General features: G+C 34.0%; 16 protein-coding genes. All 16 read right to left on the reverse strand.

From position 1 onward, the window contains the following. Positions 1-112: 112 nt before the first annotated feature. The gene (locus CA_RS18325) at positions 113-937 is read right to left on the reverse strand and encodes an acetyl-CoA carboxylase carboxyltransferase subunit alpha (protein ID WP_010966831.1); all 825 of its coding nucleotides are present in this window, start codon (positions 935-937) and stop codon (positions 113-115) included. A 16-nt stretch (positions 938-953) separates the two neighbouring features. After that, positions 954-1811 (reverse strand): acetyl-CoA carboxylase, carboxyltransferase subunit beta, encoded by an 858-nt coding sequence (gene accD / locus CA_RS18330; protein ID WP_010966832.1) that lies wholly within the window; start codon positions 1809-1811, stop codon positions 954-956. Between the two features lie 26 nt (positions 1812-1837). Next, positions 1838-3181, reverse strand: coding sequence for an acetyl-CoA carboxylase biotin carboxylase subunit (locus CA_RS18335; RefSeq protein WP_010966833.1), 1344 nt, complete (start codon positions 3179-3181; stop codon positions 1838-1840). 86 nt (positions 3182-3267) lie between these two features. Beyond that, entirely contained in the window at positions 3268-3693 is a 426-nt protein-coding gene (fabZ, locus tag CA_RS18340) for a 3-hydroxyacyl-ACP dehydratase FabZ (RefSeq protein WP_010966834.1), read from the reverse strand. 20 nt (positions 3694-3713) lie between these two features. Then, positions 3714-4193 (reverse strand): acetyl-CoA carboxylase biotin carboxyl carrier protein, encoded by a 480-nt coding sequence (gene accB / locus CA_RS18345; protein WP_010966835.1) that lies wholly within the window; start codon positions 4191-4193, stop codon positions 3714-3716. Between the two features lie 38 nt (positions 4194-4231). After that, positions 4232-5467, reverse strand: a complete 1236-nt coding sequence (gene fabF, locus CA_RS18350) for a beta-ketoacyl-ACP synthase II (RefSeq protein WP_010966836.1) — start codon at positions 5465-5467, stop codon at positions 4232-4234. Between the two features lie 27 nt (positions 5468-5494). Next, positions 5495-6244, reverse strand: a complete 750-nt coding sequence (gene fabG, locus CA_RS18355) for a 3-oxoacyl-[acyl-carrier-protein] reductase (protein ID WP_010966837.1) — start codon at positions 6242-6244, stop codon at positions 5495-5497. Between the two features lie 9 nt (positions 6245-6253). Further along, the gene (gene fabD, locus CA_RS18360) at positions 6254-7180 is read right to left on the reverse strand and encodes an ACP S-malonyltransferase (protein ID WP_010966838.1); all 927 of its coding nucleotides are present in this window, start codon (positions 7178-7180) and stop codon (positions 6254-6256) included. Between the two features lie 12 nt (positions 7181-7192). Further along, entirely contained in the window at positions 7193-8125 is a 933-nt protein-coding gene (gene fabK, locus CA_RS18365; protein WP_010966839.1) for an enoyl-[acyl-carrier-protein] reductase FabK, read from the reverse strand. A gap of 58 nt (positions 8126-8183) precedes the next feature. Then, positions 8184-8414, reverse strand: coding sequence for an acyl carrier protein (gene acpP, locus CA_RS18370; RefSeq protein ID WP_010966840.1), 231 nt, complete (start codon positions 8412-8414; stop codon positions 8184-8186). A gap of 42 nt (positions 8415-8456) precedes the next feature. Further along, positions 8457-9434: a beta-ketoacyl-ACP synthase III gene (locus CA_RS18375; RefSeq protein ID WP_010966841.1), complete on the reverse strand. Its 978-nt coding sequence runs from the start codon at positions 9432-9434 to the stop codon at positions 8457-8459. Positions 9435-9438: 4 nt separating this feature from the next. Beyond that, positions 9439-9903 (reverse strand): MarR family winged helix-turn-helix transcriptional regulator, encoded by a 465-nt coding sequence (locus CA_RS18380; protein ID WP_010966842.1) that lies wholly within the window; start codon positions 9901-9903, stop codon positions 9439-9441. A gap of 39 nt (positions 9904-9942) precedes the next feature. Continuing rightward, positions 9943-11010, reverse strand: coding sequence for an NAD(P)H-dependent flavin oxidoreductase (locus CA_RS18385; RefSeq protein ID WP_010966843.1), 1068 nt, complete (start codon positions 11008-11010; stop codon positions 9943-9945). A 233-nt stretch (positions 11011-11243) separates the two neighbouring features. Continuing rightward, positions 11244-11849: an HAD family hydrolase gene (locus CA_RS18390; protein ID WP_010966844.1), complete on the reverse strand. Its 606-nt coding sequence runs from the start codon at positions 11847-11849 to the stop codon at positions 11244-11246. 230 nt (positions 11850-12079) lie between these two features. Further along, positions 12080-12634, reverse strand: coding sequence for a peptidoglycan amidohydrolase family protein (locus CA_RS18395; RefSeq protein ID WP_010966845.1), 555 nt, complete (start codon positions 12632-12634; stop codon positions 12080-12082). Between the two features lie 11 nt (positions 12635-12645). Then, positions 12646-13977, reverse strand: coding sequence for an ABC transporter permease (locus CA_RS18400; protein ID WP_010966846.1), 1332 nt, complete (start codon positions 13975-13977; stop codon positions 12646-12648). Between the last annotated feature and the right edge of the window lie 13 nt (positions 13978-13990).

A 13990-nucleotide genomic window follows, 5' to 3' on the forward strand; every position in this document is an offset into this window, starting at 1 on the left:
TGCAGAAAAAATTTTTCAACGGCGATTTTAACATAGTATATAAGCCATCTAAAAAATCAAAAAACTGGCAGAGAACTTTTAATTACTCCTTTGCCAGCATAATTCTTTTATATTAGTTATCTTCATTCTCTATGAACTTTCCTATTTGCCTAAACTTATTATATCTATTGTCTAGTAATTCATTAATACCAGTGCTTGAAAGTCCTTCGATTGCTTTTTTAAGATTCTCTCTTAGGGCATTTGCAACCATAGTTATATCATTTTGTGCTCCGCCATCTGGTTCCTTTATAACCTTATCTATTATACCATAACCTTTAAGGTCATCTGCCGTTATCTTCATAACCTCTGCAGCCTCTTTAGCTCTGCTTGAATCCTTCCATAATATACTCGCAAAACCTTCTGGCGATAAAAGCGAATACACTGAGTTTTCAAGCATCCAAACTTCATCAGCAACTGCCATAGCAAGTGCGCCTCCACTTCCACCTTCGCCTATAACAACAGAAATTACTGGAATCTTCAAGTTCGCCATGCTTATTAAATTCTTAGCAATAGCTTCTCCCTGCCCTCTCTGTTCCGCTTCCACACCGCAATAAGCTCCTGATGTATCCACAAAACATATTAAAGGCCTATTAAACTTTTCTGCTTGTTTCATAAGCCTTAAAGCTTTTCTATATCCTTCAGGACTAGGCATTCCGAAATTCCTCTTTATATTTTCGTTTGTGTTTCTTCCCTTTTGCTGACCTATTACAGTAACTGGCATTCCATTAAATTCTGCAACTCCACCAACAATTGCAGCATCATCTCCAAAAGCTCTGTCGCCATGAAACTCCATAAATGAATCAAATATTAAATCTATATACTCAAGAGAGGTTGGACGTTCTAACATTCTCGCTATTGTAAGTCTTTGCCACGGAGTTAATTCCTGTGAATTTTCCATTATATCAGCGCACCTCCTAACTGTGCATTCTTAGGATATTTCCTAAAGTAACTTTTAATTCTTTTCTTTCCACTATCATATCGATAAATCCATGCTTAAATAAGAACTCTGAAGTTTGAAAATCAGAAGGAAGTTTTTGATTTATGGTCTGCTCTATAACTCTTCTTCCCGCAAACCCAATAAGAGTTTTAGGCTCAGCTAGTATTATATCTCCTAACATAGCAAAGCTTGCTGTGACTCCACCTGTTGTTGGGTCAGTTAAAACCGAAACATATAAAAGTCCCGCTTCATTATGTTTTGCAAGCGCTGCGCTAGTCTTTGCCATCTGCATCAAAGAAAACATTCCCTCCTGCATTCTCGCTCCACCAGAAGTTGTAAAGATTATTACTGGAAGTTTTCTTTCAGTCGCCTCTTCTATTGCTCTTGTGATTTTTTCACCAACCACTGAACCCATACTTCCCATCATAAAATTACTATCCATTACTGCTATAACAGTCTTGTATCCATTTATGTTTCCGAGTCCTGTAACCACTCCATCTTTTAATCCAGTCTTTTCTTGCATGCTTTTTATCTTAGCTTCATAGTTTGGAAACTCTAATGGATTAGCTGCCATCATATTTTTATCAAATTCTATAAAAGTTCCTTCGTCAATTATAAATTCTATTCTCTCTCTTGCATTCATTCTAAGATGTGCATTACACTTAGGACATACTTTAAAGTTATCATCAACATCACTTTTATAAAGAATTTTACCGCACTTTGAACACTTTATCCACATTCCATCAGGTATGGTAGGTTGATTTTCAACATCATTATTTTCATCCAAGTTTTTACTACTTACAGTAATATACTTTCTCTTCTTAAATAATCCCACGCTTATGCCCCCTCTCTACATGATTTTCAATGTTTTAATTCTTTTTCTATAAAACTTGTATTATATTTTCCCTTAATAAACTTCTCATTGTTTATTACTTCATACTGGAAGTCTACATTTGTATCAATACCATCAATTATGAACTCTCCAAGAGCTCTCTCCATTATATTTATAGCTTCAGCTCTATCCTTGCCATATGCTATAAGCTTTCCAATCATGGAATCATAATTTGGAGGTATATTGTATCCAGTATATGCTGCGCTATCTAATCTTACTCCAGGTCCACCAGGAACATGGAAGTACTTAATTTCTCCAGGTGATGGCATAAAGTTCTTTTCAGGATTTTCAGCATTTATTCTACACTCTATTGCATGACCCTTAATTTTTATATCACTTTGATTGAAAGATAATTTATTTCCTGATGCTATTTTTATCTGCTCTTTAACTAGGTCAACGCCTGTAACCATTTCAGTTATACCATGTTCAACCTGAATTCTTGTATTCATTTCCATGAAGTAATAATTTCCATGCTTATCTAATAGAAATTCTATGGTTCCAGCATTTTTATAATTTACGGCTTTAGCTGCTCTTACAGCCGCTTCTCCCATCTCACGCCTAAGTTCTTCTGTCATAACTGGTGATGGTGCTTCCTCTAAAACTTTTTGGTTTCTTCTTTGAATTGAGCAGTCTCTTTCTCCAAGATAAACTACATTTCCAAAAGAATCTCCTAATATTTGAAACTCAACATGTCTAGGTTCTTCTATAAACTTTTCCATATACATTGAATCATCACCAAAGGCTGCTTTAGCTTCGCTTTTAGCATTTCTAAAGGAACTTATGAGGTCTTTTTCTTCTCTTACAATTCTTATACCTCTTCCGCCTCCACCTGCTGAAGCTTTAAGCATAACAGGATATCCTATTCTAGTTGCCTCTTTTAAAGCCTGATCTTCACTATCAATAGTTCCTTCACATCCTGGAACTACCGGTACTCCTGCCTTTATCATTATTTCTCTTGCTTTTGCTTTATTTCCCATGTTTTCAATGGTTTCAGCATCTGGTCCTATAAATGCTATATTACATTCACTGCACATTTTTGCGAACTTACCATTCTCAGATAGAAAACCAAAGCCTGGATGTATCGCTTGTGCTTTTGTAAGAACTGTAGCACTTATTATATTTCCTATGTTAAGATAGCTATCTTGAGTTTTCGCTGGTCCAACACATACTGCTTCATCTGCAAGATATACATGCATTGATTCTTTATCTGCCTCAGAATAAATAGCCACTGTCTCTATTCCCATTTCTCTACAGGCTCTTATTATTCTAACTGCTATCTCTCCCCTATTAGCAATTAAAATTTTACTTATCATATTATTCTCTCCATTCTTGTTACTGAAGGATTACTTAGCTAACACTCGCTTCAGTAATCCTAGAATTTCAAAATTTACTTTAGAAGCTATACTATCATAAATGTAATTTCAGCTTCTACTGCCTTTTCTCCATTAACCGTTGCTATTCCTTTTCCTATTCCAGCTGGTCCTTTAACTTTAACTATTTCAATTTCTAACTTTAGTACATCACCTGGAACTACCATTCTTCTAAACTTAGCATTCTTTACTGCTCCAAGTATAGGCTTCTTTCCCTTATACTTATCTAAACTTAAAATTGCAACACCACCAAGTTGAGCTAATGCTTCAATCATAAGAACTCCTGGCATTATTGGTTTACCTGGGTAATGACCTTGAAATATCTGTTCATTAAAAGTAACATTTTTATATCCCACTGCTCTTTTCCCTGGTTCTATTTCTTCAACTCTGTCTACCAATAACATTGGATATCTATGAGGAATAATTTCCATAATTTGTTCTATACTTAAACTCAATAAAAACACCCGCTTTCAATTTACTTCAAAGCTATTTTAAATAATTCTTGACCGTACTCTACCATTTCTTCATTTTTAACAAGTACTTCTACAACTTCACCATCAAATTCAGATTCTATTTCATTCATAAGCTTCATGGCTTCAATTATACAAAGAGTTTGACCTTTTTTTACTTGTGTTCCAACCTTTGCAAAAGCTTCTGAGTCAGGTCCTGAAGATTCATAGAAAGTACCTACTATAGGTGAAGTTACAACTCTTATGTTTTCATCGTCTACGCTAGGCTTATCTATTACTTTTTTATCATCATCATGGGTTTGTGTAGTAACTACTCTCTCTATTTTATTTTCTTGAATCTGAGCATTTTGAACTACACTTGTGCTTTCTTCATTACTTGTGCCTTTTCTCATTGTTATTTTAGTTCCATTTGACTCTATTTCAAGATATGTAAGTCCGGAATTATCAATGGTTTTTATAAGTTCTTCTATTTCTTTATAGTCCATGTTATACAACACTTCCTTCTCAATTACTAATTATTACTTTATTTATATTTTTTAAACAAAAGTGTAGCATTATGTCCGCCAAAACCAAGTGAATTGGATAACACATAATTAACTTCTGCGTTTCTTCCTTCGTTCGGTACATAATCAAGGTCACATTCAGGATCTGCTTCTTTGTATCCAATAGTTGGTGGAATAAATCCTTCTTCTATAGCCTTAGCACATATGATTGCTTCTACTGCTCCCCCTGCACCAAGTAAATGACCTGTCATTGATTTTGTTGAACTTACAGGAACCTTATATGCATATTCTCCTAAAACAGTTTTTATAGCTTGAGTTTCAAAACTATCATTATAAGCTGTACTTGTTCCATGAGCATTTATATACGAAATATCTTCTGGTCTTACATTGTCCTCTTCCATTGCAAGTTTCATTGCTCTAGCTCCGCCCTCGCCATTTGGTGCTGGTGAAGTTATATGATATGCATCACAAGTTGCTCCATAACCTACTATTTCAGCATATATTTTAGCTCCTCTTTTAAGTGCATGTTCTAATTCTTCAAGGATAACAATTCCTGAACCTTCGCCCATTACAAAACCACTTCTATCCTTATCAAATGGAATAGATGCTCTTTTAGGGTCTTCACTTTTTGTAACAGCCTTCATAGATGCAAAACCTGCAAGTGAAAGCGGAGTTATTCCTGCTTCGCTACCACCACTTATCATTACATCTGAATATCCAAATTTTATGTTTCTAAAAGACTCTCCTATGGAATTATTAGCCGAAGCACATGCTGTTACTATAGTTGTGCATATCCCCTTTGCTCCATATCTTATAGCTAAATTTCCAGATGCCATATTTGCAATAATCATTGGTATAGTCATTGGTGATACTCTGCCTGGTCCTTTTGTAATAAGCTTTTCATCCTGTTTCTCTATAGTACCAATACCGCCTATACCTGAACCTACTATAACTCCAAATCTATTTTTATCTATACTTTCAAGATCAAGCTTTGAATCCTTTATTGCTTCATCTGCTGCTACTATTGCAAATTGTGAGAATCTATCCATTCTATTAGCTTCTCTTTTGTCAATAAAATCTTCTGGGGTAAAATCCTTAACTTCTGCTGCTAACTTCACCTTAAAATCTGTTGCATCAAAAGCTTTTATTTTATCTATACCACATTTTCCTTCTTTGATTGAGCACCAAAAGCTGTCAGCGTTATTTCCAACAGGTGTTACTGCTCCAATTCCTGTTATAACAACTCTCCTATTCATTTACTGCACCTTCCTTTACAATATAGTTTACATTACCATTCCGCCATCTACATTTATAACTTGACCTGTTATATAAGAAGAAAGATCTGAAGCTAAAAATAGAACAAGATTAGCAACATCTTCTGCCTCTCCTACTTTATTAAGTGGTACTGCTGCCACTATACTTTCTCTTTGCTTATCTGTAAGTGCATCTGTCATATCGCTTTTTATGATTCCAGGGGCTACAGCATTAACTGTAATTCCTCTACTTGCAAGTTCTTTAGCTACTGATTTTGTCATACCTATAATTCCTGCCTTTGCAGCAGCATAATTTACTTGACCTGCATTTCCTATTAATCCTATAACAGATGATATATTTATTATTTTACCACTTTTTTTCTTAAGCATCACACGACTTGTATGCTTTATACAGTTAAATGCTCCTTTTAGGTTTACATTAATTACACTATCAAAATCTTCTTCCTTCATTCTTAACAAAAGGTTATCCTTTGTTATTCCTGCATTGTTAACTAATATATCAACAGTTCCATATTCATCCAAAGCCTTTTTTATAATAGTTTCTGCTTCATCGTATTTACTTATATCTGCTTTTACTGCTACAGCCTTTGAACCTAACTCTTCAATTTCCTTTATAAGCTTTTGAGTTTCAGCTTCACTACTTCTATAATTTACAACAAGGTTAGCTCCTTCAGCTGCTAATTTCAATGCTATTGCTCTTCCAAGTCCTCTTCCTGCACCTGTAACTACAGCAACCTTACCGGATAATAACTTTTCCATAATATCCTCCTATAACTGAATTTTATTTAAATCTTCAGCTTTTTCAATATTAAATATAGTCATTTTTCTATTTATTTTCTTTATAAATGAACTTAAGGTCTTACCTGGTCCAAGCTCTATAAATGTATCTACTCCATCATCCATCATTCTTCTTATTGTATCTTCCCATCTAACAGAGCTCATGACTTGCTTTTTCAATAAACCTTTTATCTGATCCTTATCTTCTACATAGTCTCCTGTTACATTTGTAATAACTGGTACCTTCATATCTTCTATATTTATATTCTTTAATTCTTCTTCTAATTTTTCAGCAGCACTCTTTAGCATAGATGTGTGAAATGGTCCACTTACTGAAAGCATTACTGTTCTTCTTGCTCCGCTTTCCTTTAACTTAGTACAGGCGCTTTCAACAGCTTTAACTTCTCCTGCTATAACAATTTGTCCTGGACAATTATAATTTGCTACCTCTACTATTCCTTCTTTTGATTGCTCAGCGCATATACCTCTAACTACATCACCTTCAAGTCCGATTATAGCAGCCATAGTACCTATTCCTTTTGGTACTGCTTCTTGCATATATCTTCCTCTTTTTTTCACTAATCTTACTGCATCCTCAAATGAAAAACTCCCACTGCAAACATGTGCAGAATACTCTCCTAAGCTTAGACCTGCAACAACATCAGGTTTTATTCCTTTTTCTTCTTCAAGTGCTCTTAAAGCAGCTATACTAGTAATTAAAACTGCTGGCTGAGTGTTCTCAGTTAAATTTAATTCTTCATCTTTTCCTTCGAAGCATAATTCACTGATTTTAAAGCCAAGCACTTCATCAGCTTTATCAAAAGTTTCCTTTGCGCTTTGGTAATTATCGTATAGATCCTTTCCCATTCCAACATACTGCGAACCCTGTCCTGAAAAAACAAATGCAATCTTTCCCACTTAATACATCTCCTATTTAATTCTATCTATAACTTCTACTGCTTCTTTAAACATGCTTTCAACTATTTCATCACAAGTTTCTTCTTTATTAATTAGTCCTGCAATTTGCCCTGCCATTACAGAACCATTATCCACATCCCCTTCTCTTACTGCTCTTGGAAGCGCTCCTCTTCCTAACTCTTCCATTTCCTCTGGCGATGCTCCTTCTTTTTCCATTAGCTTATATTTTCTAGCAAGCTTGTTTCTAAGAACTCTTACTGGGTGTCCTGTACTTCTTCCTGTTACTTCTGTATCGATGTCCTTAGCTTTCAAAACTTTATTCTTGTAATTTTGGTGTACAGTACACTCTTTTGCTATTAAAAATCTTGTTCCAACCTGAACTCCTGATGCTCCAAGTGCAAATGCAGCTGCAACACCTCTTCCGTCACCTATTCCTCCAGCTGCAATTACAGGAATGTTTATAGCATCTACTACTTGTGGCACTAATGCCATTGTAGTTAATTCTCCTACATGACCTCCTGATTCACAACCTTCAGCTACTACAGCATCTACTCCACATCTTTCCATTCTCCTTGCAAGCGCTACAGATGCTACAACAGGAATAACCTTGATGTCGTGTTCCTTCCACATATCTATATACTTACCTGGATTTCCTGCTCCTGTGGTAACTACCTTTACGCCTTCCTCACAGACCATTTTTGCAACTTCTTCTGCATTATCACTTAAGAGCATTATATTAACTCCGAATGGCTTATCCGTAAGTTTTTTTGCCTTCCTTATTTCATCTCTTACATACTCAACTGGTGCATTTGCTGCTGCTATTATTCCGAGTCCTCCTGCATTTGAAACTCCCGCTGCAAGTGAACTATCTGCAACCCATGCCATTCCACCTTGAATTATTGGATATTTTATTCCAATTATATCACAAAACTGAGTTTTTAACATAATTTACCTCCTGATAAGATCTGCAAAGCAAACCCTTTTTATTATATAACTCTTATTGCTACTTCTTTTTTAGTTGTGCTTCAATAAACTTAACTGCATCTCCTACAGTTTTTATATTTTCAGTATCTTCTATTTGAATATCAAATTTTTCTTCTAATTCAATTATTATTTGAAATAAATCTAATGAGTCAACATTTAAATCTTTTCCAAAAGATGTTGCCATATCTATGGTCTCTTTATCAACACTTATTTGATTTGCTATAACTTCTCTTACTTTATCAAGTACCATAAAATATTCCTCCTAAAATCACATGATGCAAAGTATACTGTATTATTTAGTCCATTTAAGAACCATGGAACCCCAAGTAAGTCCTCCACCAAAACCAACTACAACTATTTTAGCACCTCTTTTAAGCAAGCCTTTTTTATTCATTTCATCTATTGCCAGTGGTATAGTCGCTCCAGATGTATTTCCATAGTTTTGTAGGTTTATAAAAAATTTGTCCATACTTAATCCAAGTTTTTTAGCTGCAAACTCTATTATTCTAATGTTAGCCTGATGAGGTACTATATAATCAATGTCTTCTATATTTAGTCCACTATCTTCTATAACCTTTTTAACTGAGCTTACCATTACCTTAACTGCAAATTTAAAGACTTCTCTTCCATTCATAGAAATCTTACTGCTTGCTAAACCTTTTTCATCCGAAAATGGATTTATCACATTAGTCGCTGGACAATGCAAGAAGTCTTTTCCCGTACCATCTGAACCAAGACATGCTTTAATAATTCCGTTTTCATCTCCGCCTCTTATAATTACCGCACCTGCACCATCTCCAAAAAGTACACATGTACCTCTATCTTGCCAATCAAGTATCTTTGATAGTACCTCTGTTCCTACTACAAGAGCTGTTTTATACTCTCCTGTTTTTATAAACTGAGATGCCGTATTAAGAGCAAATATAAATCCAGTACATGCCGCATTCAAATCAAAACAGGCAGCATTTTTGGCACCTATCTTCTCCTGAACAATACAAGCTACGGATGGAGTATATGAGTCTGGACTTGTAGTTGCAACTATTATTAAATCTATTTCTTCTGGTTTTATGTTTGAGTCCTCTATTGCCCTTAAGGCAGCTTTAGCACCTAAATCTGATGTATTTTCGTTTATAGATATTCTTCTTTCCTTTATACCTGTTCTTGATGATATCCACTCATCACTAGTATCAACTATCTTAGACATATCTTCATTAGTAACTATTTTTTCTGGGACATAGCTTCCAGTCCCTATAATCTCAACACTATTCACTTTATCAGTCCTTTTTACAGTTTTTAATATGATATTTGTCTCTAAAGAATCTATTTAATTTTTCAAGTGCAGAAGTTAGGACTCTCTCTTCCTCTTTACTCAATCCCTTTACTGTTTCCTTTACCATATCAGAATGAAATTTTGCATGAATTCTATATGCAAGCTTTCCTCTCTTTGTAAGGGCTATTTTAACAACTCTTCTATCTTCTTCTGAGCGTTCTCTTTTAACATAACCCTTTTTAACTAAATTTCCTACAGCCGTTGTTAGTGTGCCAACAGTAATTCCAAGTGTAGCTGCAACCTCAGACATGGTCCTGGGAACATACATACCTATAGCTTCTATCGTGTGTACTTCAGTAACAGAAAGGTCATTAAACCCTCCCTGCTTTAAAGCAGTTTGTTCTATAGTTAAAATATCATTAAAAAGTTCAACTAAAGTTTCATTAATTATAGTAATTGTTCTATCCAAATCTCTCACCATTCATTTCATTGTTAAACTTTCAATATTTTAAAATTCACATTCAGCATCACTAATTAATTCATTAATAAGCTCTTTCACCTTAACGATTTTATCTATCTTATAGGATTTAGCACCAGTAAATAAAAGCGCCTCATCAACATTTCCATTTACTGCATTTATAAGCGCCTTAGAAATGCAATAAGGTGTATCCTTTGGATTACATGGTTTTAAACAATTATAGCATTTAGTTATAGTAATATTTTTGTCATTACTTTGTACAAATTTATTGCTTATTGCTCTTCCAGGCATTCCAACAGGGCTCTTCACTATTTTTATATCATCTTCTTTGCAATTTACATAAACATTCTTATAGTTTAAGTTAGCATCACATTCTTCTGTAGCTATAAATCTAGTTGCCATTTGAACTCCTGATGCACCAAGTTTTATATATTTTGCAATGTCTTTTCCGTAAAATACTCCTCCACCGCAAACTACTGGTATTTTAACTCCATGTTTTTCTTCAAAAGGTTTTATTGCAGTAAGTACTCCAGTAAGTATATCCGAAAGTTCTTCATGTGACCCTTTAACTTGTTCTGCTTTAAATCCTAAATGTCCCCCTGCTTCCGGACCTTCAACCACAATCAAATCTGGGATTCTTCCGTGATGCTTATCCCACATCTTACATATTACAGAAGCTGCCTTAGGTGAAGATACTATTGGTGCAATCTTAACTTTACTTCCTTCTACTATTTTAGGCAATGCAGTTGGAAGCCCTGCTCCTGATACTATTAAATCAGCACCTGCGTCAACAGCACTTTTAACATATTTATCATAATCGTTCATTGCTACCATAAAATTAACGGCAATAATTCCTCGTTTACTCTCTTGTTTAGCTTTCTTTATATGCTTATTTAAAGCTCTTATATTTGCATTAAACGTATTAGTTTCGAAATCAGGCTCATCAAATCCAATTTGCACACCTGAAATTGTTCCAACTCCTCCGCAATTAGCAACTGCTGAGGCAAGACTTGATCTTGAGATTCCAACTCCCATTCCACCCTGGATTATTGGGATATCAGCTTTTAAATCTCCTATTTGTAAAGGAGGTAATTTCATTGTAACCTCTCCCTTTTTATATTGATTATCAAATATTTTGATAATCAAAGTATATATAAAAACTTAAATAATGTCAACACAGCCAAAACAATGATGAATAGAACTTATACATGCACTAAAATGCCTATTTTAAGTGTATTTTAATGCATGTATGGTTTAGTAGTTTAACCTACAATAAACCTTACTTTAACTTCATGTACTCATCAATTTTCTCTACCCATACTAATGCAAAATTATATTGCTATCCCTAATTCATCAAATTTACCTTTAAGCTCATATGCATCTTTAAAGACTATCCCGTTAAAGCCTAATTTTATTGCTGCTTCAACGTTCTCTTCTCTATCATCTATAAATATGCTTTCTTCAGGCTTTATACCACAACTATTAGTTAAAGCCTTATATATTTCCAGCTCTGGTTTTAAAAGCTTCACTTTAGAAGATATTATTCCTCCATCTACATCCCTTATAAAATCATACTTATCACTTATCAGCTTAAAAGCCTTTAAGTGATAGTTAGATAAAAGGTATATTTTATACCCTTTCTCTCTTAATTCTTTCATTAATTCCGAAGTTCCTTCTACTGGTACATGCATTTCATTCCAGGTTTCCATAACTTCTCTTATATATTTTGCATTATGTGGATCTCTCTTACAAAATCTACAAGTTGCTTCTTCCTCCGTAATAGTGCCTCTATCTAGCTCCACCCATTCATTACTTTTAAATACATTCTCATACAAAGCCTCAACTAACTTATCATCCTTATATTTGCTTTTTAAAAACTCCACAGGAGTAAACTTCAAAAGCACATTTCCAATATCAAACACTATATTCTTAATCACCCAAATTCCCCATTTCATATAAAAACTATATAATAATTGTACACCTTAAGAGGTTTGGACGCCAGTCCATTATATTCTTGAACTTCAAAATAACCACCTCTTAGCAATTTCCTACCTCTATAAACGCTCTTCTATATCTTAAGAGGTTTGGACGCAAACTCCTTTGACTTAATAAAATATAAAAAATACGAGGTTGGACTTTAAAACTAAAAAATCCAACCTCGTATTTTTTATCTCATATAATATATTGCTCTACTTTTCTTTTCATTATTTATTTTAGCTTCATAGGTTATATTTCTTTTATGATAGGTATCGCCATAATCCTTCTTTTGATTGTCACACACATATGCATCCTTGTGAATTGAATCAACCCATCTCATAAATATATATGTGTGATCTGGCACCTCGTTTTTATCTCCACTTTCTGATGTAAAGCATATATCTCCCTCTTTTAGCTTTTCCAAATCATAATGCTTTTTGAACCCTTTACTTTTTAAAAAATCCATAAGCTCAGTTGTATTTGCAGTCGCATCTGGAACCATCAAGCCGCCATTCCTAAGTGCTCCTGATGCAAAGTAAACACATGTATTTTCACTTTTGCCTCCATTAAGGCTTATGGCAGAACTTAAATTTTCTTCTCTATGATTACTATCTTTTAAATACATAACCGTTCTACTAATTGCCTTAGAATTTCTCTCATATCTAAAAACATTAAATCCAACATAAATAGCTATTATAAAAAGGAAAACTACGGGTAAAATTACTTTCTTATTACCTATCTTCAAAACAAACTCACCTACTCAAACCTAAGAGAATCTACAGGATTTAATTTAGCTGCTTTTCCGGCAGGTAAAAGTCCCGCTAACATTGAAACAATTATAGTAAACAAAATAGTAAATATTATTATTGATGCCCTTATATCTACCATCTTCATACCAGCTTCAATTCCTCCTACTTTATAGGCTACAAGTACCTTATTAATAATAACCGATGAAATTAAAGCTACTATTGTTCCGCCCATTGCTCCTAAAAATCCAAGGCTACCAGACTGCACTATAAACATTCTCTTTATATTCCTTCTTGATGCACCTTGAGCTTTCATTATTCCAATCATTTTAGTTTTTTCATGTACTGCCATAGTCATTGTATTTATAACACCTATAGATGCAACTAAAAGTACTATAGCACCTGCAGCTATAAGAAGTATTTTAAATATCAAATATACATTATTAATCTGGTTAGCATAATCACCTTGGGCAATGTATGAATAATTTAACTTTTGAATTCTATGGCTCACGCTAGAAACAGAATCCATATCTTTTGCTTCTACAGTTACTTTATCATATCCTTTTTCATTGATATAATCTTTACTATTCATATAATATTCCTGAATTTTTGCTGCCATGCTGTCGTTTCCTGTAATTACAATTCCCCCATTTTCATAGAGTTTGTTTACCACACCAGCTACCTTAGCCTTTATAACAAGCGGTGCCTTTTCTGGCATGCCTTCTATTTTAGGAAATTCAACTTTAATCTCGATTTCCTTTCCAACCACACTTTTTTCATTGGTTAAACCTAACCTTTTTAAAAGTCCTTTTCCTACAAGAACCGAATTTTCATCAGTTTTCTTTAAATTTTCACCTGCTATAATAGGCTTATATCCAAATTTTTTGGACTTTTCCTTATCCATTCTAACTTGGTTCTCACTAGCTTTATTAAACACATCATAATCTAAATTATATCCTTCAAAGTCTACCTTCTGTAATGTTTTATTCTCTAATTTAACTGTTGAAACCTGTGTTCCTATACCTGCATTTACACTTGAAACACCCTTTATATTTTTAAACTTGTTAAGAATATTATTATCTATCTTCTTATCTTTTGCGCTTGGAGCTGATTTTCCACTAGCCTTCTGATTTACATATTCATAAGGGCGAACTGTAATAAGTCTCATAGAATCCATTTGTTTAATTTGATCCATACTTATTTTTTGAACGCCTTCTCCAAAGCCTCCCATTAATATAACTAAAAGAGTTCCTATAGCTATACCAAATGAAGTTAATACCGTACGGAATTTTCTCTTATTTAAATCACTAAATGCCATTTTAATGCAATCTGATAATTTCATGAATTTTATCCTC

Source organism: Clostridium acetobutylicum ATCC 824 (assembly GCF_000008765.1).
Taxonomy (GTDB): Bacteria; Bacillota; Clostridia; order Clostridiales; family Clostridiaceae; genus Clostridium_S; species Clostridium_S acetobutylicum.